The organism is Metabacillus lacus (assembly GCF_009674805.1).
GTDB lineage: Bacteria > Bacillota > Bacilli > Bacillales > Bacillaceae > Metabacillus_C > Metabacillus_C lacus.
The window spans coordinates 13,326-39,518 of record NZ_WKKI01000038.1 but is presented as its reverse complement, the minus strand read 5'-3'; the positions used below and the strand labels follow the sequence as shown (position 1 = coordinate 39,518).

At 41.9% G+C, this 26,193-nt stretch carries 28 protein-coding genes; 15 read left to right on the top strand and 13 right to left on the bottom strand.

What is annotated here, in order from left to right; all coding sequences use genetic code 11:
* Window positions 1-269: hypothetical protein (locus tag GJU40_RS15905; RefSeq protein ID WP_170289433.1), on the top strand; the 269-nt coding region annotated here is incomplete at its 5' end.
* A 284-nt stretch (window positions 270-553) separates the two neighbouring features.
* Here the strand turns inward: GJU40_RS15905 and yugI are convergent.
* From yugI to GJU40_RS15880, 5 genes are all read right to left on the bottom strand, one after another.
* Entirely contained in the window at window positions 554-940 is a 387-nt protein-coding gene (yugI, locus tag GJU40_RS15900; protein ID WP_154309054.1) for a S1 domain-containing post-transcriptional regulator GSP13, read from the bottom strand.
* Between the two features lie 110 nt (window positions 941-1,050).
* Window positions 1,051-2,691 (bottom strand): hypothetical protein, encoded by a 1,641-nt coding sequence (locus GJU40_RS15895; RefSeq protein ID WP_154309053.1) that lies wholly within the window; start codon window positions 2,689-2,691, stop codon window positions 1,051-1,053.
* On the bottom strand, window positions 2,684-3,241 hold the full coding sequence (locus GJU40_RS15890; RefSeq protein WP_154309052.1) for an RNA polymerase sigma factor: 558 nt from the start codon (window positions 3,239-3,241) through the stop codon (window positions 2,684-2,686). Before GJU40_RS15890 ends, GJU40_RS15895 begins: the two co-directional genes overlap by 8 nt.
* A gap of 193 nt (window positions 3,242-3,434) precedes the next feature.
* Complete coding sequence (locus GJU40_RS15885; RefSeq protein WP_154309051.1) at window positions 3,435-4,646, bottom strand: aminotransferase; 1,212 nt, start codon at window positions 4,644-4,646, stop codon at window positions 3,435-3,437.
* Window positions 4,643-5,143, bottom strand: a complete 501-nt coding sequence (locus GJU40_RS15880) for an Lrp/AsnC family transcriptional regulator (protein WP_154309050.1) — start codon at window positions 5,141-5,143, stop codon at window positions 4,643-4,645. Before GJU40_RS15880 ends, GJU40_RS15885 begins: the two co-directional genes overlap by 4 nt.
* A gap of 226 nt (window positions 5,144-5,369) precedes the next feature.
* Here GJU40_RS15880 and GJU40_RS15875 point away from each other — a divergent pair, with 226 nt between their 5' ends.
* Window positions 5,370-6,167: an alpha/beta fold hydrolase gene (locus tag GJU40_RS15875; protein ID WP_425481235.1), complete on the top strand. Its 798-nt coding sequence runs from the start codon at window positions 5,370-5,372 to the stop codon at window positions 6,165-6,167.
* A 657-nt stretch (window positions 6,168-6,824) separates the two neighbouring features.
* On the opposite strand, the gene GJU40_RS15870 is transcribed toward GJU40_RS15875, so the two are convergent.
* Window positions 6,825-7,085, bottom strand: coding sequence for a DUF1871 family protein (locus GJU40_RS15870; RefSeq protein WP_154309048.1), 261 nt, complete (start codon window positions 7,083-7,085; stop codon window positions 6,825-6,827).
* A 78-nt stretch (window positions 7,086-7,163) separates the two neighbouring features.
* On the opposite strand from GJU40_RS15870, the gene GJU40_RS15865 reads away from it, so the two are divergent.
* The 4 genes from GJU40_RS15865 to kapB all read left to right on the top strand — a co-directional run bounded on the left by GJU40_RS15865 (window position 7,164) and on the right by kapB (window position 11,073).
* A complete protein-coding gene (locus GJU40_RS15865; RefSeq protein ID WP_343031582.1) occupies window positions 7,164-8,342 on the top strand; it encodes a MalY/PatB family protein in 1,179 nt (392 codons plus the stop codon).
* 95 nt (window positions 8,343-8,437) lie between these two features.
* Complete coding sequence (locus tag GJU40_RS15860) at window positions 8,438-9,742, top strand: ATP-binding protein (RefSeq protein ID WP_154309046.1); 1,305 nt, start codon at window positions 8,438-8,440, stop codon at window positions 9,740-9,742.
* A gap of 38 nt (window positions 9,743-9,780) precedes the next feature.
* Window positions 9,781-10,170, top strand: coding sequence for a hypothetical protein (locus GJU40_RS15855; protein ID WP_154309045.1), 390 nt, complete (start codon window positions 9,781-9,783; stop codon window positions 10,168-10,170).
* A 525-nt stretch (window positions 10,171-10,695) separates the two neighbouring features.
* Window positions 10,696-11,073 (top strand): kinase-associated lipoprotein KapB, encoded by a 378-nt coding sequence (gene kapB / locus GJU40_RS15845; RefSeq protein ID WP_154309044.1) that lies wholly within the window; start codon window positions 10,696-10,698, stop codon window positions 11,071-11,073.
* Window positions 11,074-11,108: 35 nt separating this feature from the next.
* Here the strand turns inward: kapB and kapD are convergent, their stop codons facing one another.
* Window positions 11,109-11,732 carry a 3'-5' exonuclease KapD gene (kapD, locus tag GJU40_RS15840; protein WP_154309043.1) on the bottom strand — a complete coding sequence of 208 codons (624 nt, stop codon included), beginning with the start codon at window positions 11,730-11,732 and terminating at the stop codon, window positions 11,109-11,111.
* 215 nt (window positions 11,733-11,947) lie between these two features.
* Here kapD and GJU40_RS15835 point away from each other — a divergent pair, with 215 nt between their 5' ends.
* Together GJU40_RS15835 and GJU40_RS15830 are read left to right on the top strand one after the other, a co-directional pair.
* Window positions 11,948-13,828 (top strand): transglycosylase domain-containing protein, encoded by a 1,881-nt coding sequence (locus tag GJU40_RS15835; protein ID WP_246188391.1) that lies wholly within the window; start codon window positions 11,948-11,950, stop codon window positions 13,826-13,828.
* A complete protein-coding gene (locus GJU40_RS15830; protein WP_154309042.1) occupies window positions 13,828-14,232 on the top strand; it encodes a thiol-disulfide oxidoreductase DCC family protein in 405 nt (134 codons plus the stop codon). The genes GJU40_RS15835 and GJU40_RS15830 overlap by 1 nt, the downstream gene beginning before the upstream one ends.
* Window positions 14,233-14,259: 27 nt before the next feature.
* On the opposite strand, the gene GJU40_RS15825 is transcribed toward GJU40_RS15830, so the two are convergent.
* Both GJU40_RS15825 and GJU40_RS15820 read right to left on the bottom strand, forming a co-directional pair.
* Window positions 14,260-14,817, bottom strand: coding sequence for a DUF5366 family protein (locus GJU40_RS15825; protein WP_154309041.1), 558 nt, complete (start codon window positions 14,815-14,817; stop codon window positions 14,260-14,262).
* 173 nt (window positions 14,818-14,990) lie between these two features.
* Window positions 14,991-15,221: a hypothetical protein gene (locus GJU40_RS15820; protein ID WP_154309040.1), complete on the bottom strand. Its 231-nt coding sequence runs from the start codon at window positions 15,219-15,221 to the stop codon at window positions 14,991-14,993.
* Window positions 15,222-15,460: 239 nt separating this feature from the next.
* On the opposite strand from GJU40_RS15820, the gene GJU40_RS15815 reads away from it, so the two are divergent.
* Genes GJU40_RS15815 through mnhG form a run of 7 tightly spaced genes read left to right on the top strand, consistent with a single transcriptional unit; the run spans window position 15,461 to window position 21,220 of the window.
* A complete protein-coding gene (locus GJU40_RS15815; protein WP_154309039.1) occupies window positions 15,461-17,869 on the top strand; it encodes a Na+/H+ antiporter subunit A in 2,409 nt (802 codons plus the stop codon).
* Between the two features lie 8 nt (window positions 17,870-17,877).
* A complete protein-coding gene (locus GJU40_RS15810) occupies window positions 17,878-18,300 on the top strand; it encodes a Na(+)/H(+) antiporter subunit B (RefSeq protein ID WP_343031581.1) in 423 nt (140 codons plus the stop codon).
* Window positions 18,300-18,638 (top strand): Na(+)/H(+) antiporter subunit C, encoded by a 339-nt coding sequence (locus tag GJU40_RS15805; protein WP_154309037.1) that lies wholly within the window; start codon window positions 18,300-18,302, stop codon window positions 18,636-18,638. The genes GJU40_RS15810 and GJU40_RS15805 overlap by 1 nt, the downstream gene beginning before the upstream one ends.
* Window positions 18,631-20,112 carry a Na+/H+ antiporter subunit D gene (locus GJU40_RS15800; protein ID WP_154309036.1) on the top strand — a complete coding sequence of 494 codons (1,482 nt, stop codon included), beginning with the start codon at window positions 18,631-18,633 and terminating at the stop codon, window positions 20,110-20,112. Before GJU40_RS15805 ends, GJU40_RS15800 begins: the two co-directional genes overlap by 8 nt.
* 4 nt (window positions 20,113-20,116) lie before the next feature.
* Window positions 20,117-20,593: a Na+/H+ antiporter subunit E gene (locus tag GJU40_RS15795; RefSeq protein ID WP_154309035.1), complete on the top strand. Its 477-nt coding sequence runs from the start codon at window positions 20,117-20,119 to the stop codon at window positions 20,591-20,593.
* A complete protein-coding gene (locus GJU40_RS15790) occupies window positions 20,593-20,877 on the top strand; it encodes a Na(+)/H(+) antiporter subunit F1 (protein ID WP_154309034.1) in 285 nt (94 codons plus the stop codon). The genes GJU40_RS15795 and GJU40_RS15790 overlap by 1 nt, the downstream gene beginning before the upstream one ends.
* Entirely contained in the window at window positions 20,861-21,220 is a 360-nt protein-coding gene (mnhG, locus tag GJU40_RS15785; protein ID WP_154309033.1) for a monovalent cation/H(+) antiporter subunit G, read from the top strand. Before GJU40_RS15790 ends, mnhG begins: the two co-directional genes overlap by 17 nt.
* A gap of 145 nt (window positions 21,221-21,365) precedes the next feature.
* Here mnhG and GJU40_RS15780 read toward each other — a convergent pair whose 3' ends face one another.
* The 4 genes from GJU40_RS15780 to GJU40_RS15765 form a co-directional block, all read right to left on the bottom strand.
* Window positions 21,366-21,749, bottom strand: coding sequence for a hotdog fold thioesterase (locus tag GJU40_RS15780; RefSeq protein ID WP_154309032.1), 384 nt, complete (start codon window positions 21,747-21,749; stop codon window positions 21,366-21,368).
* A 3-nt stretch (window positions 21,750-21,752) separates the two neighbouring features.
* Entirely contained in the window at window positions 21,753-22,826 is a 1,074-nt protein-coding gene (locus GJU40_RS15775) for a PQQ-dependent sugar dehydrogenase (RefSeq protein ID WP_154309031.1), read from the bottom strand.
* A gap of 297 nt (window positions 22,827-23,123) precedes the next feature.
* Entirely contained in the window at window positions 23,124-23,765 is a 642-nt protein-coding gene (locus tag GJU40_RS15770) for a response regulator transcription factor (RefSeq protein WP_154309030.1), read from the bottom strand.
* 78 nt (window positions 23,766-23,843) lie between these two features.
* Window positions 23,844-26,141 carry a histidine kinase gene (locus GJU40_RS15765; RefSeq protein ID WP_154309029.1) on the bottom strand — a complete coding sequence of 766 codons (2,298 nt, stop codon included), beginning with the start codon at window positions 26,139-26,141 and terminating at the stop codon, window positions 23,844-23,846.
* Window positions 26,142-26,193 lie beyond the last annotated feature (52 nt).

The following is a 26,193-nucleotide window of genomic DNA, read 5'->3' as shown; positions in this document are numbered from 1 at the left end:
GTTCTTTGACCTTTTGGCCAAGACAGCTTATGACCTCGAAGGGCTGGCGCCTGGAGCTGGACAAACCGAAAAGCGGAAGGCGCCCGCACAGCCCTGACAAGCATAAGATGGCTTGGACGGAAGGTCGTTCTTTGACCTTTTGGCCAAGACAGCTTATGACCTCGAAGGGCTGGCGCCTGGAGCTGGACAAACCGAAAAGCGGAGGCAGCTTGCTCAGGCCCGACAAGCATAAGGCAGCTTGGGCAGGAGGTCGCTCTTTGACCTCTTGACCAAGATGACTTATGACCTCGAGGGCCTAGCTGCCGGAGCTGGACAATGTAGAAAAGCGAAAGGCGCAGTAAAGGAAGTCATGCTAAGAGCGCCACGTTCTGTGGCAACGCATGACTGTCCGACATCCTGTCGGCCTTCGACAAGCATAAAACGAGCCGGCATGAAGGTTGTTCTTTAACCTTCAGGCCGGCTTGGCTTATGACCTTCAAAGGCTTAAGAAACTGCCTGAAAACAAAAAAAGGATAGACATCTTGATGATGTCCATCCTTTTTTGTTGGAGTGATTAGCGTTTTGATTGCTCGATCCACTCTTCAAGTTTTTCTTTTAGTGTGTTGAAACCTTGTGGTGCAGACTCTGCAGTTGCTTTAACAGTCGTTGTTGCCTGACGTTTTTTTGGTCTTTCTTTTCTCTCAGCTGCTTCAGGTGCTTCTTGTGTTGCACGAATAGAAAGGCTTAGCTTTCCTGCAGCTTCGTCCACTGTAAGAACTTTTACAGTGACTTCATCTCCAACAGAAAGAACATCGTTGATATCTTTTACAAAACCGTGAGTGATTTCTGAGATATGAACAAGCCCTTGAGTATCGCTGTCAAGTGCAACAAACGCACCATAAGGCTGAATTCCTGTTACTTTTCCTGTATAAACATTTCCTACTTCATAGCTATTTGCCATAAAAAACACTCCTATTGTCTACTCTAATTTTTGTCCAATATACGCAATAAAAAATTATAGCATAATACAAGGTCTTTTACAAAGCTATTAAGAGGAAATTACATATGTTTCTATTTACCATTGTCTGAATAACCCCTGTAAAACAGCCTGGATATCCCTCTCTCATCTTCACGTAATTGAAACAAATACTCTATACCATCTTGAGTATACACTTTGACAGCATGTACCTCTGCTTCACTGTAATCACTTACTATTCTGGAAAAGCGGCTGTTCAGTCTTATTATGTCCTCCCTCTCTTTGCTGGTTGAACCTGCAAACTCCTCCCAGGAAGGGGCACTTTTGTCATCCAGCAGTGTGTATGCTGTTTCAAAATCGCCTTTTACCATGGCATGGAAGTACAACCTAAGCGTTTTTTCATCAATGGTAGCCTGTGACCAGGAAGGCTTGAGAAGAAGGGTAGGTTCTTTACTGCTGTGAACCTCGTCATAGAGCTCCCGCAAATCGTAACTTAAAGGGAGCAAGTTTATATTTGCAGAATGTAAGGAATCAGCAGCCACATCTTCAGGAAGCACAATCTCTATTTCTCTAAGCTCTTCAATTGAATTCAGTTCAAAATTCCGCTCCTGCAATTCCTCATAAAATTCTTTAGCAGCCTGTGACGTATACGTATTTCCATTATGTTTTATCAATGCTGTAAACTCTTCCAATACAGCACTTTCCACTTTTCCATTCTTGTAAATAGGGCTGTTATCAGTTCCTTTCAAATAAATAGAAAGCCAGTGGTGATACAGCTGCTTGAGTTTCTGAGTTCCGCTGAAGTGCGGATGAGACAGGATGAGGCCTTCCAGCTCCAGCAGATCCTTGCGTAAGGATTCTCTTCCGACAGAAAGAATACCGTCATATACGATGCTTTTTCCGGAGTAGTCAATATAGTTTCGGGTTTCTTCGTTTAAGGCCGCTCCGCTGAGCACTGCTGGATTCGGTCTTACCTCCACCATGCCCTCTATCAGCACAAATTTATATCCGCTGGAAATTGCTTCAGCGGCAAAGCTGTTTACTTCCTGGCTGTCCGAAATGTCTTCGCCCTTGTTCAGTCTGTCTACCAGATTACCCGATACATTCCCAAGTGATTTCTTCAGTGTAATGGAAGTCCATTGAGATTGGATATCCTCATAAAGCAAGTCTCTTTTTTCGAGATAGGAAAGAACAAGATGTGAGTCAGGCTCTTTCTGTTCCTTGATCATCGTTAAATGTTCACGAAGGGTAGAGAGACTGATATCTATTTGGGATTTCAATTGATTATAATTTTTTTCCATCTCTTTTTCCGATTGAAAAGAATCTCTCTTCTCAAATACTTGCAAGGATTCTTCTGTGCGCACTACAAACTGATATTGCTTTGCGTAGGGATTTCCGAGTTTCTCTTCAAAAGACTTTAACCTGCTTTCATAATAATCCCTCAGATCCTCTTTCACACTTACTACATCACTTTCAGCAGGTGGAACATTTGAATATCCTTGCCTCTCCGCATTTTCAAATATATTCAGGCCTGTTACATGAACTGTTAGTATGATGGTGAATAGTGCAATCGCTGTAAAACCCGCTGCAAGAGGAATGCTCAGCCATTTCTTATTTCTCTTATACCCCGCACCTTCTATAGATTCCATCATTTTTGAATGAGAAGAGGTAACAGGTATATCCTTGTATGCATCATTAAGCCTGCTCAGCCGTTTTTCAAATGTTGGCTCATCCATTTTTCTGACCCTCCTTCTCTTCCAGTTCCTCAAGAGCCTTTTTCAATAATGACTTGCCCCTTAGCAGCCTGGTTTTTACAGTGGATAGGGAAACGCCCATAATCTCGGCTATTTCTTCATATTTTCTTTCATGAAAATAATATAAAATGATAGGAATGCGGTATTTTTGATTCAGCTTTTGAAGACAGAGATGGAGATTTTGATCTTCTTCATTCCGAAGCAGCTGCCCCTCCGCCCCCGGAATGAATTCTTGCGCCTCTTTTTTAAACTTCAAGACCTTTCTTAGGTCGGAGCTTTTTTTCCTGGAATAATCCCTGGTTACATTTAAGGTAATTTTGTAAAGCCAGGTTGAAAATTTTGCTTTTGAGAACTGATCCAAAAAACGATAAACCCTGATAAAAACTTCTTGTGTAATATCCTCAATTTCATTCGGCGAATTGCCCGGCTGATAAGCAAATCTTTCGACCACCGGGTAGTACCTCTGCGCCAGCTGCCCAAATGCGGCAGTATTACCTGCCTGCGCCTTTCGTATAAGCTCTTCCTCAGTCATCCTTGCCCCTCCGATCTTCCTATATAACGGGTTTAGATGCCCAATTGTTGCACTTCATTTTATAATTTCCGGTTTATAAAGTCAGAAAGGGGGAATACTAGAACCATTAAGGCTTTCTAGTATTCCCCCCTTTTGTTTTTAGGACAAACTCAGGTTTGTCCCTTTTTTTGTGCTAAAAGGAAGAGGGCGGATTTTACGCCTCTTTCCTCATTCTTTCAGACACGATGTTTGATGAAGCTTGCAGCTTCTTCAGGTGTCTCTCCATCCTCTTTAGTGCTTCTTGAAGCTGTTCAACGGAAGAAGCATAAGAACATCTTACAAACCCTTCTCCGCATGAGCCGAACACAGAACCGGGGACAACCGCCACTTTCTCCTCCAGAAGAAGCGACTCTGCATATTCATCTGAACTCAATCCTGTATTTTTAATGGATGGAAAAGCATAAAATGCTCCTCCAGGGAGATGACAAGAAAAACCGATTTCTCTCAGTCCCTCTACAAAAAGATTTCTTCTTTGTCTGTAGCTTCTTTTCATGGAATCTACATCGGCCAAACCGTTAGTTAAAGCTTCAAGTGCAGCGTGCTGCGCCATTGTAGGTGCACACATCATGGAGTATTGATGTATTTTCAGCATCGCTGCAAGAAGCGGGGCAGGAGCACATGCGTATCCAAGTCTCCAGCCTGTCATTGCAAAGCCCTTTGAAAAACCTGAAACAAGGATGGTCCTCTCCCTCATGCCTGGCAGTGAAGAGAAGCTGGTGTATGCTTCTTCATATGATAATTCGGCATAAATTTCATCTGCGATCACCAGAAGATCATGCTTCTCTGCAAGGAGGGAAACTTCCTGCAATTCTTTTTTGGTCAGCTGTGCACCGGTTGGATTATTTGGTGAACAAAGAATCAATGCCTTTGTTTTCTGTGTAATCTTTTTTTCAATATCTGCAGCCGTAGGTTTGAAGGAATTTTCTTCCCTCGCTGAAACCGAGACAGGAATTCCCCCGCACAAACGGATAAGGGGTTCATATGACACAAAGCACGGTTCAATGAGAAGCACTTCTTCTCCAGGATTCAAAATGGCCCTTAAAGAAAGATCCAGCGCCTGGCTGGCCCCGACAGTGACCATAACCTCCGAAGACGCATCATAATTCAGAGCAAAACGGCTGTTCAAGTAGCTGCAGATTTCTTTTCTAAGTTCAAGCATACCTGCATTAGCAGTATACGCTGTATAGCCCTGTTCCAGGGATTGAATACACGCCTCCCGTACGTTCCAGGAAGTGATAAAATCAGGCTCTCCTACCCCAAGAGAAATGACGCCCTCCATATTCGCGGCCAGGTCAAAGAACTTTCTGATTCCTGATGGCTTTAACTGTGAGACATTGCCGGATATATATCGGGATGGTTCACTCATGGCGTCACCATCATCCTGCGGTCTTCTTCTCCTGAATCATACAATTTACCGTCGTGCTTGTATTTTTTTAATATGAAATGTGTAGTAGTCGACAGTACTGAATCCAGCGTAGACAGCTTTTCAGATACAAACCGCGCCACCTCTGACATGGATCTGCCCTCAATTACAACGGATAAATCATACGCTCCTGACATCAGGTAGACTGACTTTACTTCGTTAAATCTGTAAATGCGCTCAGCGATATCATCAAAACCGACTCCCCTTTTCGGTGTAACTTTTACATCTATCATTGCGGTTACACCTTCATGGCCGTCAACTTTTTTCCAATCAACTGTTGCCTGATAATCGATAATTATTTTTCTATCTTCCAAACCCTGTATCAGCCTTTCTGTCTCCTCGGCAGTACACTCAATCATTTTCCCTACAGTTTCAGCAGTGAGCCTGCTGTTTCCCTCTAATATTTCCAATATTTCCGTTTCTTTTTCGGTAAGTTTCAACTCCATCGCCTCCGTTCGGAATGTTCTGATTATTATATCATAGGACCCTTTTCCACGTTTTCTTTTTTTGTCATTCGGGTAGATATTTCATGTGGGTTTTTTCTAAGATCGGACAAACTATAAGCAATCTCTACAGCAAAAATTCCGTCCTGGATTAAAAAAACATTCATAACTATAAATACTGTTGGAGTGAAAAAAGATGAACTTGAATCCTTATCATTTCAGCATGAAGGTACAAGGAATCGATGTGCATTATGAGCTGTATGACAGACATTCTTCAAAACCCGTTATGGTTTTAATTCATGGATTCCTCTCCTCCACTTTCAGCTACAGGAGGCTTATTCCCCTCCTGATGAACGAATACAGGATTATCGCAATCGATTTGCCACCCTTTGGCAAGAGCGAAAAATCACTTAAATTTGTTTATTCATATAGAAATATGGCAAAAGTCGTTATTGAGGTGCTTGAGAGGCTCCAGGTTAAAAAAGCGGTATTAGTAGGACATTCAATGGGAGGACAAATTTCCCTAATTGCCGCCAAAGAAAATCCTGAGTTGTTTGATAAGGTTGTCCTTCTTTGCAGTTCAAGCTACATGAAAAGAGTTCATCCTTATTTAATACTCGGCTCTTACATTCCCTACTTCCACCTTTACTTAAAGCAATGGCTGGCTGTTCAGGGAGTTTGGAAGAATTTGTGCAATGTCGTCTACGACCGCTCCATGATTGACCAGGAAATGATGGATGGGTACATGCAGCCTTTTCACGATGACCGTATCTTCATGGCGCTGACAAGACTGATTCGTGACAGGGAAGGCGATATGGACCCTTTTGAGCTTAAAAAGATTGAAACGCCGAGCCTGCTGATCTGGGGTGAAGAAGACAAGGTTGTACCAGTTTCTGTTGGCCGGCGGTTAAGCAAGGACCTGCCGAATGCCACGTTTTATTCTCTGAAGCAAACGGGCCATCTGGTTCCCGAAGAAAAACCGGACTACGTATCAGAAAGAATATTCAACTTCTGCGTTTGATGCAGAAAAGCGGAAGCGCCCGTTAAGCGGCGTATGGACTGGAGCACCCTAATCCAGCTGCGGCTCCTAGTCCCTCGAGTCATAAGCTGTACTGCTATGCGGCAAAACCGCCGCGCCGCAGTCCATCTTATGCTTGTCGGGCCTGGGCAGTCGCCTCCGCTTTTTGCGTCTGAGATAAAGGAAACACGAAGAGCGAAAGCGATTACATGTTGACTTATCGTAGGGAAGGGGGCGAAGTCCATACGCCGCTGGGCGCTGGCCGGCTAAGATCGGCACATCCTGTGCCAATGCCGGCACTAGGACGTCCTGTCCGTCGCAGCTAGACAATGAAAAGCGGAAGCGCCCGTTAAGCGGCGTATGGACTGGAGCACCCTGACTGAGATAAAGGAAACACGAAGAGCGAAAGCGATTACATGTTGACTTATCGTAGGGAAGGGGGCGAAGTCCAATAGCCGCTGGGCGCTGGCCGGCTAAGATCGGCACATCCTGTGCCAATGCCGGCACTAGGACGTCCTGTCCGTCGAAGCTAGACAATGAAAAGCGGAAGCGCCCGTTCAGCGGCGTATGGACTGGAGCACCCATCTAATTGAAAAGTGCATATGCTTCCTCAGACATAAAGGGCCAATCATGAGATTGGCCCTTTAGAACTTCAATTGATTAAATTGAGCAGCTTTCTGTATTTTTTATATTCAGCAGCTGTGACGCGGTTTTTTCACATTCTTCAAACGGAATGATCCTTCCAAAGGAAAATTCATAAATGCTTTGAATTTTTCTTGCCAGCAAGGCCGGCTGATGTATTGTGTAAACAGCCTGCAGAACATCAACTGCTTCAGTTTCATAAAATCCTTCTCCGTATCCGAGAGGATCCCAGCTGTACAGGAGGTCCATCATTATTTCATTTGCTTGTTTCAGTTCCATTCTTTATCACCTGCTCTGATTGTTCTTCAAGCCCAATCATAGCATATTTATATCGTTGATACATTTCGCAAAGGAGGAATTCAGTTGTTTGACTTCAATAAACACATAGACAGAAGAAATAGCGGCTCAGTTAAATGGGATATGACAAAAGAGTTTTTCGGCACAGATGAAGTACTGCCGATGTGGGTGGCAGATATGGATTTTGAAGCACCCCCTGAAGTGATTGCTGCCCTTCAAACACGAATAACTCATGGTGTTTATGGCTATTCAGCTGCAGGACAGTCTGCCCGGGAAAGCGTAGCTGGCTGGATGAAAACACGGCATAGCTGGGAGATTGATCCCGAGTGGATTGTATTTAGTCCTGGAGTCGTATCTTCTATCAGCATGGCTATCCAGGCGTATACGAATCCAGGAGATACAGTAGTTGTGCAGCCGCCCGTTTACACACCTTTTTTTGATATGACAAAAGAAAATGGCAGAAAGATAGCAGAAAACCCGCTGCTTCTTAAGAACGGAGTGTATGATATTGACTTCGATAACCTGGAGCAGAAGCTTTCTCACCCAGAGGCGAAGCTGTTTTTGTTGTGCAGCCCTCATAATCCCGGCGGCAGAGTCTGGACAGCTGCTGAATTATCTAGAATAGGAAAACTTTGCATTCAGCATGATGTCATCTTGATTTCAGATGAAATTCACTCGGATTTATTGCTGTTTGGAAAAAAACATACTCCTGCAGCCTCCCTGTCAGATTCCATTGCAGATATTTGCATCACCTTTGCAGCTCCAAGCAAAACCTTTAATTTGGCAGGGCTTCAGGCTTCTGAGGCAATTATTAAAAAGAAAGAATTAAGAACTGCATTTAGTGCCGTTCAGCATAAAAACGGTATTTTCACCCTCAATGCTGCCGGAGCAGCTGCTTTGGAATCCGCCTATACATATGGAGCAAAATGGCTGGACAGCTTGCTTGTCCATCTCCAGCAAAATGTTCTTTTCGCAGAAAAATACCTTACTTCACGTATTCCTGCGCTCACATTGGTGAAACCCCATTCCACCTACCTCCTGTGGATAGACTGCCGTGCGCTCAAATCTTCAGATGCGGAGATAAAAAGGGCTTTGTTAAAAAACGGGCTGGCGCTGGAGTCGGGAGAGAAGTTTGGAGCTGAAGGAAGGGGTTTTGTACGGATGAATATAGGATGCTCTTTGACAACACTGAAAGAAGGGCTGAAAAGGCTTGAAAATGCCGTAAGTAATTTATCATAATTTTTAGAAAATATATATAAAATCCTAAAATAAATTTTTCGTTTTTAACAACTTTTGGTATACTTGTCACATATGAAGTTAGCAGGTGACAAGTGATGGAACTATTCAAAGAATTGATTCTGCACATAACATTTATTATTTTTCCAGTCTTTTTATATCAGGCAATCTGGCTTAACAAACCTGCCAAAATGCTTCCTAGACAGAATAATTTGCTCATTTATTTCTTCTCGGCAGCTTCAGCTTTATTGTGCATGACCTATCCAATTGCAATCTTTAATAGTGTTTCCTTTGACTTGCAGTCTGTACCGGTTATCACAAGCATCCTTTACGGAGGCCCCGTTACCGGAGCCTTTGTTGTACTGACTGTCATCGGCTACAGGCTCTATCTTGGCGGTGACAGCATGATCATCATGCTGTCGACTATGCCTCTGCACTTAATCCTTCCTTTTTATCTTTATAAACATTGGTATTCAATGAAATACTCTTCAAAAATGCTATGGGCCTTACTTCTTGCTGTGCTGAAAATCGTCATAGTGTATACTGCACTCTATACAGCAAGCTCATTTGGCCTGATACAGTATCAACTGACAGAGCAGAGGATCAGCACCCTTTTCTACAGCGGTCTGTTTCTTCTTGTTGTATTTCTGCTCACCATTCATGCCATTGAGTACATATTGGAAAACGCACTTCTCAGGGTTCAGCTGCTGAAGTCAGAAAAGTTTTCCATAGTGAGCGAGCTGGCAGCCTCAGTAGCACATGAAGTCAGAAACCCGCTTACCGTTGTCAGAGGTTTCATACAGCTGATAGGCTCAGAGAATAGGGATCCTAAGGAAAAAGAATATGTAAAACTGGTACTTTCAGAACTGGATCGCGCACAGGAGATTATTACAGATTATCTGAACCTGGCCAAACACCAGCATTTTGACAAAACTCAGATCAATCTATCAACCCTGCTCACTGAGATTGAAAATATCATGATCTCTTATGCAAATTATAAAAACGTGCAGATCTGCTCAGAGATTGCCCCGTCATTAACGATCTATGGAGATCAGTCCCGACTGAAACAGGTTTTTATCAACCTGATTAAAAATGCGATTGAAGCTGTTCCGGAATCCGGAGGAAATGTCATGATCAAAGCATACTCTTCCCATGATGTTGTCAGGATTAAAATTCAGGACAATGGTAACGGAATGTCAGAAGAACAGCTTGAGAGGCTTGGCGAACCTTTTTTCACCCTGAAAGAAAGAGGAACGGGTCTTGGCCTGACTGTTACATTTTCCATTGTAGAAAATCATCTGGGAAGCATCAGATTTCAAAGTGCACTAAAAAAAGGCACAACGGCAACAGTGACTCTCCCGTCTTATATTGAAAAAATTGAAAAAGAGGAAGCGATCAGATAGAGTAGTAAAGGAACTTAATTGAAAGCCGGGTGTTTCTGTTGAAAACAATCAAATTAATGGTCCCTGGGGCAGTCTTCTCTTTATTTTCTGCTGCTGCTCTCTTCGGACATATCTTCTTCTGGAGGAACAGGGATATTTCTCAGTGGATGAACTGGGGCTCCCTGGCTGCAGGAATGGTGCTGCTTCTAGCCCTTTTTCTGTATCTCACTTACAAATTCTTTTACAGCAGAGCTGGCGGGCGGCTCACCCAAGTCATGACAGCTTTCTCACTAAACGGACTGCTTTTTTTCGGTGCAGGTGCTGTATGCTTTATCACTTTTCTGTTTATTCCTGACTTTTTAGTTTTTGCAGGGTTTGCATGGTTTTGGCTTGTCTTTGTCAGCTGCTATGTGATTGTTCTGCTTCTTAGACGCAAATCATTGAGGTGAGAATGGGTCTGGCAGATGATGCGAGGAAAATGTTTTCGCTTATTTGCGTTAATATCCGTTATTAGCCAGTATTCTTTCCCCATACCGCTTAATCAGCTAAAAGAAACGCTCAGAATTAAATTCTGAGCGTTTTTAGTGCCTATGTGATTTACTTGATTTAACCAGATCCATTTTTATTCCCGCTCTGCTCCAGAGCTGGTTGTTATGATTTATTAGAATGTTTCAGTTTCTCTTCAAGCTTGTCTGACATTTCCTGCTCTTTTTTTGAGATGTTGATAATGAGACGAAATACCAAAATGGCTGCTATGAAAAACAAGAGCATAGTCATGCCCGCCGGAATATATTCCGCTTTGTTTTCGGGGAAATAAAGGAACAAGGACAATATCCAAAGGTCCAACTTCTTCACTGCCTCTCTTTCAAAATAGCTTCTGTCACTACTATAGCAGGTAACGTTTCATTTCACTAGATTGATTTGCCAAAAAAATGGGGTTATGATCAGTGTAGTACAGAAAGGAGCGATGTATAATGGCAGATCTGAACATCGGAGAGATTGTAACCGGTATTTACAAAACCGGAAAGTATGTCGGCGAAATTACTGCCGTTAAGCCCCAGCATTATCTGGTGAAAGTAAAAGCAGTGTTAAAGCATCCCCAGCAGGGAGACCTTCATATGCCCAAGCAGGCGGAAGTTCCCCTGTTCCACCAGAGAAGGGCTCTGGCACTACATGAACAAACAAACATTCCGGCAAACATGGTGAAGAAATTTGAAGGCCCAGTACCTGATTATCAAGAATCTTTGCTGTTGTCATTGAAGGATCTTAAAGATGAGTTGTCCAATTTGGAGACAGACTGGGCCGAAAAATCATTGCGATGTCTAGAGGATCTTGCATCAGAATATCAATAATTGTTTCAGCCAAATCACATTCTTGGTGATTTGGCTTAAGTTGCGAACTTGCTCATGACTTTTGACAAATCAATGCGGTCTCCAATTGTAGTCGGCACCGGTCTTGAAAGATACCGTTTGTCATTTTCCACGAGCTTAAATATGTTGTAAGTAGTAAGTGCGTCATCCAATGCTCTGTGGTGGCTGCCGACCCCCTTTTTCCCGTATTCCTCCACAGCTTTCCATAGGCCTGTTTGGTTTCGGTCCCCAAAAAATTTTTTATATTCCAATGAAAGGTCTCTCATCTTTCCTGTAAGCGGGAAAGGCAGATGCTGCTTTTCGCAATTCAGCTTCAGCACCTTCATGTCCATATTTCCCCATGTCACAACCGTGTTATTGCCGTACTGATTTAATTCATTTAAATAAGAAATGAATTCCACAAACGTGATGCCCAGATCTACTTGATCCTGTGAGATATTTAAGAAGGATTTGCAGCGACTGGTTAATAAGGGGTTATTCGATGGCTTAACAAATGAGGAGTACGTACGAATGATTTCCTGCTTTTTTACAATAACAATTCCTACCTCAATAATCTCTGGATAAAATCCTTTTGATTGAGCTTTTCCTTCAGGCATCGTAAACTCAAAATCAATGAATATGAGCTGATGATCTGTGTCCAAAGTCCTCTCCTCCCTTCTCCTTAGAAATCCAAATAAACTATGTATTACATTATATAGCCGCACATGCTTATTTAACTGTGTTTTTCAAAAAATGATTCATTTTGATCAGTTTTGTAATGAAGCAAGAAGGCAGCTGCCCTTTTTTAAAGTAATATCTTCTTTCCGCCAGGAATGGTAAAATATGTGTACCAACTACTAAAAAGGAAGCATGCCAATTGAAAAAGTTATTTGGATGGATGAGCATTGTTTTTTTGCTCACGCTGTTATTATTTATTCTCCTCGGAGCAGCCGAGGAAATCAGTAAGATTAAATCTGTATCACTTGTACTTGACGAAAAAATTCCCCGTGACTCATTTTCACTGAAACAAAACAGTTATTTGTTTGACATGGATGGCAATGTCTTTTCAGAGTTTCATTCACAACAAATTAACCGTATGTATGTTGATATTGAAGATATTCCTCAAACACTGCTGGATTTTTTCATTGTTTCTGAAGACAGGCAGTTTTTTGAGCATCATGGAATTGATGGCAAAGGAATCGCCAGAGCACTGTTGAAAAATGTAGTGGGCGGAAGAATCAGCCAGGGGGGCAGCACGATTACCCAGCAGCTGGCCCGGAATCTCTTTTTAACCCATGAAAGAACATACAGCAGAAAGCTGAGTGAGCTCCTTTATACATACCAGCTGGAGAGAACACTTTCAAAAGAAGAGATTTTAGAGCTTTATCTGAATGCCATATATTTTGGAAATGGAGTGTATGGAGCAGGTGCCGCTGCAGATTATTATTTCGGAAAACCTCTTTCAAGCTTAACTCTCGCTGAACAAGCGCTAATCAGCTCAATCCCGAACAACCCCTCTCTGTATGACCCTATTGAAAACATGACCTCTGTCCAAAATAGGAAAAGCCTGCTCTTGGAGTTGATGCTGAAGGAAGGGCGCATTTCCGAAAATGACTTTACCCTTGCAATGGCAGAACAGCTTCAGCCACACCAAAAGCAAAAGAAAGATGAATTCCCTGATTTTTCGGCCTACGTAATGGAAGAGCTGAAACAGCTTGTCTCAGAACGTGACGGTTATACTATAGCCCTGAAAGAAGCAGAAGGAGATGAAAAGGAAAAGGTACAAGCTGATTTGAACAAGCATATCCAAAAGCTCATTGAAAAAGGTGTACATATTCATACCTCACTGGATCCTTTCTTACAGCGAAGGGCTGCAGACAGCATTCACCGTCACCTAGCCAATACTGATATACAAGGTGCTGCGGTCGTTGCTGATCATTACAGCCACCGTATCCGGGCCATCATTGGAGGAGTCCACTACACTAAAGGTTCTTTTCATCGTGCCTATCAAGCCTACCGTCAACCCGGCTCTTCAATTAAGCCTCTGTTGGATTATGGACCTTATATAGAAGAAACAGGCGCACATGCAAACAGCATGATTAATGCAGATAGCTTTTGCAGTGATGATTACTGCCCCAAAAATTTTCATGATAAAGGGTACGGCTCTGTCACCCTTTCCCGTGCATTCGCCCACTCTTACAATACCCCGGCTGTCAGAATGCTTCAATCTGCGGGGGTTGAGAAAAGTTTTCAGTATTTAGAGAAGTTTGGTTTTTCCAAACTAACGAAGGAGGATTACCGTCTGCCAGCTGCTATTGGCGGCTTTACTTACGGGATGACTCCTCTTGAAATGACAAATGCTTATACTGTCTTTAGCAATGACGGCGTTTATCAGCCCAGCAGATCCATTGTCAAAATCACATCCCCCGCTGGAGAACCTCTTTATGCCTGGGAGGACTCTGGAATCAGAGTTTACAGTGAGCGCACAAACGGAATTATCAGGGAATTGCTTTCAGAAGCTGTGAAAACCGGAACAGGACGGAAAGCAGGTTTTCCTTCAGAGTATATTGGCGGAAAAACAGGAACGTCAAATTCGTACAGAGATTTTTGGTTTATCGGAGCTACTGAGGAGTATACTGCGGGAATTTGGGTAGGAAAAGATAAAGGGGGTTCTTTGGAGCAGGAGTATGCTAAAAGCCCCCATCTCACCATCTGGAGAGATATTCTCCAAAAAGACATGCAGAAGGAGGAGATGTGATGAAGAAGGGCCAGCTTGTGATTTTATTTGATGGTGTTTGCAACTTTTGTGATCAGTCAGTACAGTTCATCTTAAAGCGGGACAAAGAAGAAGTGTTTCAATTTGCTTCTCTGCAATCAGCATATGGACAAAAATTTCTGGAAGCTGCACATTTGAATCAGCACAACTTTTCAAGCATGATACTGGTTGAAGATTCCTCCTACTATATGAAATCTGCCGCAGTCCTCAGAATTTGCAAACATCTGAAAGGTTTTTACAGGCTTCTATATGTATTGATTCTGGTCCCCAAGCCCCTCAGGGACTATCTATACGATCTTATCGCGAATAACAGATATAAGTGGTTTGGTAAAAAAGAAAGCTGCAGCATTCCCTCCAAAGAGGTACGAGAGCGCTTTTTAAACTAGCGCTCTTTTCTATTTTCAAATTCCTCATCAGAAAGGTATGCTTGCAACCAGCGTGTTATACAGCCTCACTCCCATGAAAAGACTTCCCATCATCAGGCTTGTCCAGGAAAGAACATGGAAAAATACCAGGCCCGCAAGCGCTGTGCCGGTAAGGGAATAGCTAATTTGATACACAATAAAAACGAAATATGCCAAGGTCGATAAAAGCAGCAGCAGCAGTGTTGCCGCAGGATATCCTGACGTCAGAAGCGACAGTGAACCTCCGCAAAGATAAAAAGCTGCTCCGGATTTAATCCTGGCCAGGCATTCCCCTGTTTCATCTTTGGAAAAGAAGAGCAGAGACAATTCTGTAATTGTGTCTCCTATCAGCTTTAGTGCTGAAAACACCATAAACATAACTGTCACAAATATTAAAAACAAAGATAGTCTCAGGCTGCCTTCTGATAAAAGCTCCAGCATGCTGCTGAACATGCCCAGAGATTTCAGGAAGTTCGTTGTTTTTTCCTGTCCTGAAAGAGCCAGAGAAGAACTAAAAAGCAAAATTGAAATTAACGGAAAATAACTGGTGAAATAAGTGTTTTTCATGATTCATTGAGTCTCCTGTCTAATATCCCCAATTTATTATCTATAGTATGGGAAGATATTACAAGAGAAAAAAAAGAAAACCCGCCTGCAGGCGGGGAAGCTTCATAGTACATTATTGTGTTCCGCTGCAGCAAAAGAGAGTTCCGGATGAAAAAACCGGCATGCAGCACTTATTATCTTGACCGAACACGAACATATTCACGAGGCTTGAATTTCCCGTTTGAGAAAGTCATTTCAGCAGGTTGATTGATATCGTTACGGGTCTGGACAATGTCAATCAGCATTTCATCAGCTGGATCGACAGGGTCAGCATATTCCCGTTTAGTTGCCTCGTTTGCAAACCAGGAGAAACCTAAAATCAGCAGAAAAATACTGGCAGAAATGAGGATTTTTCCTTTAAGCATAAGCATCACCTCTGCTATTAGCATGTTCAGGAGAATTTTTTATTATACATAACGAAAAAATTCTGTTATCATTTTTATGTTCAAATGAACTTGAAATAGTGAATTTGATTTTTCATAGCTAGTCGACAATTAGTTAATAATAAAGTGGGATAACATGCAAGATTAACTAATTTGCGATATAATTTATTCTGGGTTTTCTTGACCTTGAATCGTTAGTTTACCTATAAAGGAGGTTCATTATGACTTTATTGCATTTGGCAATACTATCCCCATTTTTAATGGCCATCCTTGTACCTTTCATTTATAAATTTGTTCGAAACGTACATACGGGTTGGTTTGTTTTAGTTCTTCCGGTTACTCTTTTTGTTTACTTTGTCCAATTCATACCAAGAAATATGAATGGTCAAACAACCATCAGCACAGCAGAATGGATTCCTTCGCTGGGAATCAACTTTACTGCCTTAGTAGACGGTCTCGGTCTGCTGTTTGCACTCCTCATTACCGGAATTGGTGCATTGGTAGTCTTATATTCCATTTACTACTTATCAAAAGAAAAAGAACAGCTCCATTCTTTTTATGTGTACCTCCTGATGTTTATGGGAGCCATGCTGGGTGTTGTACTATCCGACAACATGATAGTGCTGTACACATTCTGGGAATTAACGAGCCTCTCTTCTTTCCTGTTAATCGGATATTGGTATCACCGGGAAAAATCCCGTTATGGTGCTCAAAAGTCCATGCTGATTACGGTATTTGGCGGATTGGCAATGCTTGGCGGTTTTGTCCTTCTTTATTTAATGACAGGAACCTTCAGCATCAGGGAAACCATCGGATACGTTCCAGCAATTATGGATCATTATTTATTTGTTCCGGCTATGCTCCTTATTTTGCTGGGCGCATTTACAAAGTCGGCACAATTTCCGTTTTACATCTGGCTTCCTGATGCCATGGAAGCACCGACACCTGTCAGTGCGTACCTTCACTCTGCAACGATGGTGAAAGCCGGTATCTATTTGGTCGCAAGGCTGAGCCCTGTTTTTGCGCTGACGCCTGAATGGTTTTGGATTGTTTCCACTGTCGGAATCATCACGTTATTCTGGGGTTCCTTCAACGCTGTAAAGCAAACCGATTTAAAAGCAATACTTGCGTTTTCTACCGTATCACAGCTTGGCTTGATTATGTCATTGCTTGGTGTCGGGGCTGCTTCCCTGCATTATGACATGCTGGATGATAATATCTTTACTGTTGCAACACTGGCTGCAGTGTTTCATCTGATTAACCATGCAACCTTTAAAGGAAGTTTGTTTATGGTCGTGGGGATTGTTGATCATGAAACAGGCACAAGGGACATCAGAAAATTAGGCGGACTGATGAGCCTCATGCCGATTACATTTACAATCGCAGTTATTGGAGCCTTTTCAATGGCCGGACTGCCTCCGTTCAACGGCTTCCTGAGTAAAGAAATGTTTTTCACAGGCATGCTTCGCGTAATGGAGTTTGATTTGTTCAATGCTCAAACTTACGGATTCATCTTCCCTGTTCTTGCATGGCTCGGAAGCATCTTCACCTTCCTGTACAGCATGGTACTGGTTTTCCGTACATTCACTGGAAAATATCAGCCTGAAAAATTGGAGAAAAAACCGCATGAAGCACCAATCGGCATGCTGATTCCGCCGATTATTCTCGCTTCTCTGGTCATTGTGATCGGGTTCTTCCCGAACATTATTTCTTACAGTATCATCGAGCCTGCGATGGCATCTATTCTGCCAACGCTGCTGATGGAAGGCGAGCATTTCTATGTAAATATTTACATGTGGCACGGCTGGACTCCTGAGCTGTTTATGACCATTGGTGTTGTTGCCCTTGGTGTTCTTGGGTATTTGACGCTGCCGAAATGGAGAAGAATATACAATCTGTTTCCTGAAAAACTTACGCTTAACAAAGCGTATGATGGAGGCTTAAAAGGACTGAATACAGGCTCTGAAAGATTAACTAAGTTTTACATGACAGGATTTTTCAGAGATTATCTTGCATACATCTTTGCATTCATGATTGTCATTCTGGGCTCAACTATTGCGATCAAAGGTGCTTTCTCTTATTCATTTGACGATCTGGCTCCTGTTGGGCCTTATGAAGCTGTCATTGCAGTGGTCATGACTCTATCAGCTCTGACAATTGTTTTCTCAAAATCAAGGCTTTCAGCCATCATTGCGCTGGGAGCTGTCGGATATTCCCTGTCGCTGTTCTTTGTTATTTTCAGAGCGCCGGACCTTGCCCTTACGCAGCTGATTATTGAAACTGTATCTGTTGCACTATTCTTGCTCTGCTTCTACCACCTACCTGAATTCAAAAAGGTAGAGACTAAAATGCGGTTCAAAGTTGAAAACTTTATCATTTCAGCTGGTGTCGGGCTTGTGGTCACATTGATTGCATTATCAGCCAACAGCCAGCAGGTCAGTGACAGAATTTCAAACTACTTTATTGAAAACAGCTACTACCTGGCCGGCGGAAAAAATATGGTCAACGTTATACTCGTAGATTTCCGCGGATTTGATACTTTGTTTGAAGTTGTGGTACTCGGCATTGCTGCGCTGGGCATCTACAGTATGATTAAGCTCAGACTTTCCAGAGGGGAGGAGCAGTCTTGAAAAAGAATATAAAAACCAATGATGTTATTTTTCAGACCACCACAAAAGTTGTTCTGTTCATCATTGTAATGTTTTCCATCTTCCTCTTTTTTGCAGGACATCATAATCCCGGAGGAGGATTCATCGGCGGACTTATGACTTCCTCCGCCATAGTGCTCCTTCTTCTTGCTTATGATATTAAAACAGTAAAAAAGATACTGCCTATCAACTTTTTAACATTGACTGCAGTTGGACTGATGATCGCTGTACTGACCGGGGTTGGCTCCTTCCTGTTTGGAGCTCCTTTCCTGTCTCATACCTTTGATTATTTCGAACTGCCTTTGCTTGGAGAGACTGAGCTTGCTACAGCCGTTCTCTTTGATATCGGTGTGTATCTCGTTGTTGTTGGTGTGACTATGACCATTATTCAAACGATAGGAGAGTCGGAGTAATGGAAATATTAATGTCTATTGTTGTCGGTATTTTGTTTATGGCTGCAACGTATTTAATACTGTCAAGAAGCCTTCTGCGGATTATCATTGGTACAGGACTTCTGAGCCATGGGGCGCATCTCCTGCTGCTGACCATGTCAGGCCTGAAGCAGGGCGCTCCACCTTTGCTCGGCATTCCTGCAGACACTTATGCGGATCCGCTTCCGCAGGCGCTGATCTTGACAGCAATCGTAATCAGTTTCGGTGTTACATCATTCTTTTTAGTTCTTGCTTATCGATCTTATCAGGAGCTTGGAACTGATGACATGGACCGATTAAGGGGAAATGAACATGAATAACTTAGTGATACTGCCAATATTGATCCCCTTGCTTGCCGGGATCATTCTCATCTTTTTTAATAAAAATATAGCTGTCCAAAAGTGGATCAGCGTCATTGCTTCACTCTTGTCCATCGGCTCCGCCGCTGTACTGGTTCAGAATGTGCTGAACAACGGCATTCAAACATTGAAGATTGGCGGCTGGCAGCCTCCTTACGGTATCGTTCTTGTAGCGGATCAGTTTGCTGCCCTTCTCGTGCTGTCAACAGCTGTACTCGGTCTCACCGGCATTTTGTTTTCTTTTAAAACAATTGGAATTGAAAGGGAACGCTTCTACTATTATGCAGTTGTCCAATTTCTGCTCGTAGGTGTGACCGGTGCATTTCTAACAGGAGATATTTTCAACCTGTTTGTATTCTTTGAAGTGATGCTGATGTCCTCTTATATGTTGATTGTCCATGGCGGTACAAAAGTACAGCTTCGGGAATCAATAAAGTACGTGCTGGTCAACATCATTTCTTCGGCATTGTTTGTCGTTGCAGTAGCGTATTTGTATGCCGTAACGGGAACTTTGAATATTGCAGATTTGAGCGTTAGAGTAGCAGCGAGCGGGCAAACCGGCCTTCTCACTGTCATTGCCATTCTGTTTTTGGTTGTGTTCGGCCTGAAAGGCGGTATTTTCCCGCTTTACTTCTGGCTGCCAAGCTCTTATCAGGCACCTCCGTCTGCCGTCACTGCCCTGTTTGGAGCATTGCTGACAAAAGTAGGTGTGTATGCCATTGCCAGGGTATTCAGCATTGTCTTTTACCACGATATCGGATACACACATACCATTCTGGCATGGCTTGCCGCCTTCACAATTCTTCTTGGCGTAATTGGTGCTATCGCTTATTGGGATGTAAAACAGATTGTGATTTATAACATTATTGTGGCAGTCGGCGTTATTCTCTTTGGTATTGCAGTGTATACTCCTGCAGGCATGGAGGGTGCGATTTACTATCTTATCCATGATATGATTATCAAAGGAGCCCTTTTCTTCCTTGCAGGTGCCATGGTTGTCATTACAGGAACAAGCAACTTGAAGAAAATGGGCGGATTGATGAAAAATCATCCCCTGTTAGGCTGGATGTTCTTCATTGCTGCAATCTCACTTGCAGGTATTCCTCCGCTCAGCGGATTTATCGGCAAGTTGAAAATTGTTCAAGGAGGATTTGAAGCAGGGCAGTATACCATTGCCATGGTGGTGCTTCTATCAAGTCTCCTTGTCTTGTACAGTATTATGAAGATTTTCATGAAAGGCTTCTGGGGTGAGCAAGTATTAACGAAGGAGCAGGAAAAGGGCTCGGAAAAAGGCTTGATTCTGCCAATTGCCATCCTGCTTGCCATTTCAATCGGATACGGCTTTGGAGTTGAATTTCTTTCTCCATACGTAACTCAGGCGGCGGAGACTTTAATGAATCCGGATCTTTATATCCAAGCCGTATTGAAGGAGTGATACTATGGCATTTCAAATATTGTTAAATTTCTTTCTTGCCTTTACATGGATGTTTATGACTGCAGAGTACAATGGATTGACCTTTTTAATTGGGTACTTTTTCGGCCTGGTTATCCTGTACATTTTGCGAAGATTTTTTGACCGGAGATTTTATATCTTCAATGTTCTTGCTGCTATCAAGCTCCTGCTGATTTTCATCAGGGAGCTGATTTTATCAAACATCGCAGTTTTAAAGGTCATTCTTTCTCCTAAACTTATGAACCGGCCCGGCATTTTCGCTCTTGAAACTGAGCTTACAAAGGATTGGGAAATCACGATCTTATCAAACCTGATTACCCTTACTCCGGGTACGCTGGTTTTGGAAGTATCACCCGACAACAAAATCCTTTATATCCACGCAATGGATATAAAGGATGCAGAGGAAGCGAAGCAAAGCATTAGAAACACGTTTGAAAAGGCAATACAGGAGGTGAGCCGTTAATGTTTGAAACAATACTGACTGTTTCGCTGCTCATACTGGCCATCTCCACTTTGGCGTTTGTATACAGGGTCGTAAAAGGCCCTACAACGCCTGACCGTGTCATTGCCTTGGATGCGATTGGAATCAACTTGATCGGAATGACAGGGATTATCTCTATTCTCTTAGATACTGATGCTTTCCTCAGCGTCATACTCCTACTGGGAGTACTTGCTTTTATTGGAACAGTTGCATTTTCAAAGTTCCTTGAGAAAGGAGAGATTATTGAAAATGACCGAGATCAGTAAAATTATTATCGGCTACCTCATTCTTCAAGGTGCTTTTCTAAGCATCGTCGCAGCAGTAGGGCTGATTCGTCTTCCCGATCCGTATACGCGCAACCATGCTGCATCAAAAAGTGCAACACTGGGTACAATCAGCGTCTTGCTTGGTGTATTTCTCTTCTTTTGGATTATTGATGGGCAAATTAACTCAAGGGTACTGCTTGGTATTATCTTTGTGTTTATGACCGCACCTGTTGCCGGCCACTTAATCGGCAGAGCTGCCTACAATACGGGAGTTCCCCTATGGGAAAGAAGTATTCAGGATGATCTAAAGAAAGCGAGAGAGCGGGAAAAGAGCAGGGGCTAATCCTCACCTTCTAAACAGCAGGCAAACTCATGAGCCATGAGCTTGCCTGCTGTTTTTTTGATTCATCAATACGAGGAGCAAACAATCCACCAATGTCAGCTCACATAAAAAAAGCCGCCGGTATCCGGCAGCCTCTACTAACTAACTATCTCTTTTTTAACACTGCCATGGTGCATCTGGACAAACAAATCAGCTGATCTGCTTCATCTGTAATCCGGATTTCCCAGACCATGGAAGTTCTTCCTCTGTGTGCAGGTACAGCGCGCGCCGTTACAATTCCTTCTTTTACAGACTTAATATGATTCGCATTGATCTCCTGCCCTACACAAATCTCTGTTTCTTTATCAATGAAATGATAGGCTCCGATGCTGGCTGCTGTCTCTGCAAGCGCCACAGATGCTCCTCCATGGAGTATTCCAAATGGCTGATGAGTCCGCTCATCAACAGGCATGGTTGCGATGACTCCCTCATCATCTATTTTCACAATCTCTATACCAAGTGCATCCAATAAAGTTTTTGAATGTTTCATACCTTAATCCTCCCGCTTCAGCTCAAGACGATACAGCTGATCATCATTCTCGCCTGGATTTCCCCGTCCGTCTCTATTATTCGAGATTGTATAGAGAACGTTCTCCTCAATCAAAACGTCTCTCAGCCGGCCCAAATGATTAACCAGGTCTTCTGTTTCACCTGTTTCAATTTCGTAGGATTTTAATGAAGTTCCTGCAAGAGTCGCTACGTAAAGCTTGCCCTCATGGTAAGCAAGGCCGGATGGAGCCCAAGTATCATTCCCTGTATGGAAAATCGGTGATTCCATCCCCTCTTGTGTTTCATCTCCTTCAATTTCCGGCCATCCGTAATTCTTGCCCGGCTGAATGAGGTTAATTTCATCATGGGCCGTTTGTCCATGTTCCGAGCTGTACAGATTTCCATCTTCATCCCAGGCCAGCCCCTGGGGATTTCGATGACCATAGGAATACACGTATGAGCTGCCGAAAGGATTGTCGTCAGGCACATCTCCATTCAGTTCCAGCCTCAGAATTTTTCCTGCAAGAGATTCGACATCCTGGGCAAGCTCTGTCTGATACGTATCTCCTGTCGTCACATAAAGCTTATGATCCGGCCCTGCTTTCAACCTTCCTCCATTATGGTTTACACCGCCGGGGATGCCATCGAGCAGGACGCTTTGTTCCGTCCATTGAGTTCCCTCTTTTTTCACCAGGACAATGCGGTTGAAGAGATTATCTTCTGTTTGATAAGTGTGATAGAGAAATGCTTCCTGGCTTTCTGCAAAATCTGCTGCAGGCTCAAATCCAAGCAAGCCGCCTTCACCCTGAACATGAATGTCCTCTGTCAGGGAGAGTGTACTGCTGGTCGTTCCTTCTTCAGAATTCCACTCCACAATACTCCCTGTTCTTTCAGGAAAATAAAACGTATCACCGATTTTGGTGATGGCCCATGGAACATCAAGATTCTGAATCATGCTTTTGGGGCCTACATCTGAAACAGCAGGTTCAGAGGATTGTTCGGATTCCTGCTGGCCTCCTTGGGAACAGCTTGCCAACAGCAAAGAAGTCAAAATGAGGGGAATAGCTTTTTTCTTCAAATCATCACTCCTTATGCATAGTCTGTTACTTATACTCTAACATAAGGCAGATGACGGGGTAAGCAAAAGGGCTTATTTACGGAGCACTGTGACGGCAAAAACAAAATAAAGCATAATAAATACCAGGATCGGCAGCACGGCGGTAATATTCAACGTAATCCCCCTTGTACAACATATACTCTTTGAATTCAGTTATACATTACATGGTAAGGGATAAACATCATGAGAATGTTGAGTGAATATTAATTTTTGTAAAAAATAAAAAACATGGCCGCATATAAAATGGGCCATGTTTCCTCACTCAATAAAGCCTTCAGATTTAGAAATGAGAACCGCTTCTGTTCTGGATCCAACCTTGAGCTTGTTAAAAATAGAAGTCAGGCTGTACTCAATGGATCGCTTGCTTAAATGAAGCTTATCTGCGATCTCCTGGTTTGTTAAACCTTTTTCAACTTCCTGAAGAACAGATCTTTCTCGGTCATTCAGCGGCTCAATCCCGTCATGCGCCTCTGTACTTGGTGATTTTTCTTTGCCTATCAGAGACTGAAAGAATTGATAAGATATAATGATATCGCCATTAAGTGCATGCCTAATATAATTTAATATTTTTTCTTTCGTCTCCGTTTTGCTGATCGCACCATGAATTCCCAGACGAATTGCTTCTTCAAAATAATCCTCCACATCATACCCGGTATAAAGAATAATTTTAGCATCTCCCTTGCGGCTGATGATTCCGCTGGAAAGCTCCATACCGTTAATATCTCCAAGATTCAAGTCCATTAAAATGATGTCAAACACGCTGAAATCAAATGATTGCAGACTATCAAGAGAATAGGGAGGATTTAAACATTCTACCTTTACATCTTTTTCCGTTTCCAATATTGCTTTTGTACCTTCCCGGACCGCAGGATGGTCATCTACCACCAGAATTGAAACCATAATAGTCCCCCTTCTCTTATGTAAACTCTCAATTACATTGTATAAAAAAGGCTTGGCCTTCGCCAAGCCCTGATAGAACTATAGTTCAATCACTACTTTAAACCCGCTGCCGACTGAAGTTTCAATCACCATTGTTCCTTTCAGTGCTTTAACCCTTTCACTAATCCCTGAAAGACCCATTGTTTCGGTGTTAAAAGAAATGTTCTCCTGATCATAGCCTACTCCATCATCCTCATAATGCAGGACAATTTTATCCTTTATGCAGACGAGCATAATCAATACATCCTGCGCATGTGAATGCTTGTAAGCATTATTCAAAAGCTCTTGTACAATACGGTAGAGATTCAGCTGTGTATCTATATCAACATTGATTGAGAATTTGCCTGCATTCAGCCTGATTGCAAAAGAAGCTGATTCCTGATATTGAGCGACCAGCTTGTTCAATGCTTTCACAAGGCCAAGGTCATACAGCAGTTGCGGCCGCAATTCCTGACATGTTTCTCTTGTTGTTTTAATGATTTTTGTCATATTCTCATTCATATCTTCCAAATAAGCACCAAGCTGTTCAGGTGAATGATGAAACTCTGCCAGAGCAAGTTCATTTTTCCGTTTCAGCGAGATTAAATCCTGAAGCACGGAATCGTGAAGATCTTTAGCAAGATTGGAGCGCTGCTTTTCCTCTATAGAAAATAGAAGTTTAGTCAGCCATGCAGGATTTGTGCCTTCCTTTTCAATCTTCTCCAAATGGTGCATGAGCTCTTCGATTTTCAAGAAATTTTCCAGCGATACATTTGTATAAAAGGACAAAGTCTTCAGCCAGGAAATTTCATCGCGCGTGAGCCTTGGAGTATTAAGCATAGACAGACACAGAAGTATGTAGCTTTTATCTTCTGTTTCGCCCACATTTAGAACAAAGCCCTTGTCCAGTTCGATAACTTTGCCGATTTCCTCTACCGCTTTATTAATTTCATTCTCATAATGCTGAAACTCTGTGTCTGTTAACACTATGTTATTAATAGCCCTATATTTTACTTTTTCATACTCTATAAAATGCACTTCTGTTACCAGCAGAACATCCGTAATGGTTTTTTTTAATTCAGCAATTACTTGGGAGAGATTTGTGGCCTTGCGGATTGATTGGGTATACTTAAAAATACTGTCTTGATAATTATATTTCTCTGAGAACCGCTTTAAGCGGAATCTATAATCCAAAATTTCTTTAAAATAGAATACAGCTACCATAGTTAAGTAGATCAAAATCAATAGTTTTACTGTGTAGTATGTTGGGTTTTCTGAACCATCTTTCAGCAGTAAAATCAGCCCCACACAGAAAAATGTTGGAATAACAGCCAACAAAGAATAATATTTAACTCTGCCAAGGATGAATTCGATATCATAAATTTTGGTTGCAATAAATTGATACACCAGAGAAAAAGGAATTAAAAGCAAAAAAGACGCTAATATTGTTGGAGAAAATATATATGTTTTATTAAAAATCAGATAAGGCAGAACATATAACAATAAAAAGGGAGAGAAAGCCATAACATTTGTGATAATAATAACCTTTACAAAATACTCTTGTTCAGAGTACCTGACTTTCTTTAAACCTAAAATTTTCAGAACAAAAGTTAAAATAATCAACACGAAAAAAGACCCTAAATTAATTGCCTTATTAAGGCTATAAAGATTATTAGAGAAAATTTCAATTGTTAAATTAGAAAAAACTATAAAGTAACCAATTAGGATATAATTTTTATTAAAAAGTTTTTTTCCTAGTTCCAGGAAATATTGGTATATAAAGTGAAGGTATAAAACAGGTACCAGTAAAAATAAAGTTAGGTTTACATATCTACTAAATAAATCTCCTCTAGCTGAGCCTAAGCTAGTTAAATAAGCAAGTCCAATAGTTAATAAAAATAAATTTAGAAGAAATGCAGAATCTAATTTTAATTTTTTATTAGTTTTATAAATAAAATATATGCAGAACAGACATAATATAAAAAAGGTTAGAGGAATTATATTTAAGAATAACCCTTGATGACTGATGATAGAATCTTGAACATAAATATTCTGTGCTGAACCGTTATGATCCAACCTAAGTGAAAAGACTTGTTCAAGAACTCCATAATTGGTTGTAGGGAAATGTTCTACTGCAGGGCTGCCATTAATTTTTAGGATTCTATCGCCTATTTTAACTCCCGCTTTAGCAGCCCATACATTAGGGTCTATTTCTGTAACTACAACTTCTCCTTCATCAGTGATTTTAACATTGGCTCCAATAAATGGATACTTAATAGATAGTATACTAATATGAAGCACAATTGCTAAACTAATTATAAGGATTCCTGCAAAGATCTTGTTGTAGTATTTTTTCATTTAAAACACCTTTACTATTAGTTACGCTTTTTAGAAAACCTTATGCTTATCT

Excerpts from the sequence above, each read along its gene's own strand:
- yugI (WP_154309054.1), bottom strand. The coding sequence starts at position 940 with ATGGCAAATAGCTATGAAGTAGGAAATGTTTATACAGGAAAAGTAACA.
- GJU40_RS15895 (WP_154309053.1), bottom strand. The coding sequence starts at position 2,691 with ATGGATGAGCCAACATTTGAAAAACGGCTGAGCAGGCTTAATGATGCA.
- GJU40_RS15890 (WP_154309052.1), bottom strand. The coding sequence starts at position 3,241 with ATGACTGAGGAAGAGCTTATACGAAAGGCGCAGGCAGGTAATACTGCC.
- GJU40_RS15885 (WP_154309051.1), bottom strand. The coding sequence starts at position 4,646 with ATGAGTGAACCATCCCGATATATATCCGGCAATGTCTCACAGTTAAAG.
- GJU40_RS15875 (WP_425481235.1), top strand. The coding sequence starts at position 5,370 with ATGAAGGTACAAGGAATCGATGTGCATTATGAGCTGTATGACAGACAT.
- GJU40_RS15870 (WP_154309048.1), bottom strand. The coding sequence starts at position 7,085 with ATGGAACTGAAACAAGCAAATGAAATAATGATGGACCTCCTGTACAGC.
- GJU40_RS15860 (WP_154309046.1), top strand. The coding sequence starts at position 8,438 with ATGGAACTATTCAAAGAATTGATTCTGCACATAACATTTATTATTTTT.
- kapB (WP_154309044.1), top strand. The coding sequence starts at position 10,696 with ATGGCAGATCTGAACATCGGAGAGATTGTAACCGGTATTTACAAAACC.
- GJU40_RS15830 (WP_154309042.1), top strand. The coding sequence starts at position 13,828 with ATGAAGAAGGGCCAGCTTGTGATTTTATTTGATGGTGTTTGCAACTTT.
- GJU40_RS15825 (WP_154309041.1), bottom strand. The coding sequence starts at position 14,817 with ATGAAAAACACTTATTTCACCAGTTATTTTCCGTTAATTTCAATTTTG.
- GJU40_RS15820 (WP_154309040.1), bottom strand. The coding sequence starts at position 15,221 with ATGCTTAAAGGAAAAATCCTCATTTCTGCCAGTATTTTTCTGCTGATT.
- GJU40_RS15815 (WP_154309039.1), top strand. The coding sequence starts at position 15,461 with ATGACTTTATTGCATTTGGCAATACTATCCCCATTTTTAATGGCCATC.
- GJU40_RS15805 (WP_154309037.1), top strand. The coding sequence starts at position 18,300 with ATGGAAATATTAATGTCTATTGTTGTCGGTATTTTGTTTATGGCTGCA.
- GJU40_RS15800 (WP_154309036.1), top strand. The coding sequence starts at position 18,631 with ATGAATAACTTAGTGATACTGCCAATATTGATCCCCTTGCTTGCCGGG.
- GJU40_RS15795 (WP_154309035.1), top strand. The coding sequence starts at position 20,117 with ATGGCATTTCAAATATTGTTAAATTTCTTTCTTGCCTTTACATGGATG.
- GJU40_RS15790 (WP_154309034.1), top strand. The coding sequence starts at position 20,593 with ATGTTTGAAACAATACTGACTGTTTCGCTGCTCATACTGGCCATCTCC.
- mnhG (WP_154309033.1), top strand. The coding sequence starts at position 20,861 with ATGACCGAGATCAGTAAAATTATTATCGGCTACCTCATTCTTCAAGGT.
- GJU40_RS15780 (WP_154309032.1), bottom strand. The coding sequence starts at position 21,749 with ATGAAACATTCAAAAACTTTATTGGATGCACTTGGTATAGAGATTGTG.
- GJU40_RS15770 (WP_154309030.1), bottom strand. The coding sequence starts at position 23,765 with ATGGTTTCAATTCTGGTGGTAGATGACCATCCTGCGGTCCGGGAAGGT.
- GJU40_RS15765 (WP_154309029.1), bottom strand. The coding sequence starts at position 26,141 with ATGAAAAAATACTACAACAAGATCTTTGCAGGAATCCTTATAATTAGT.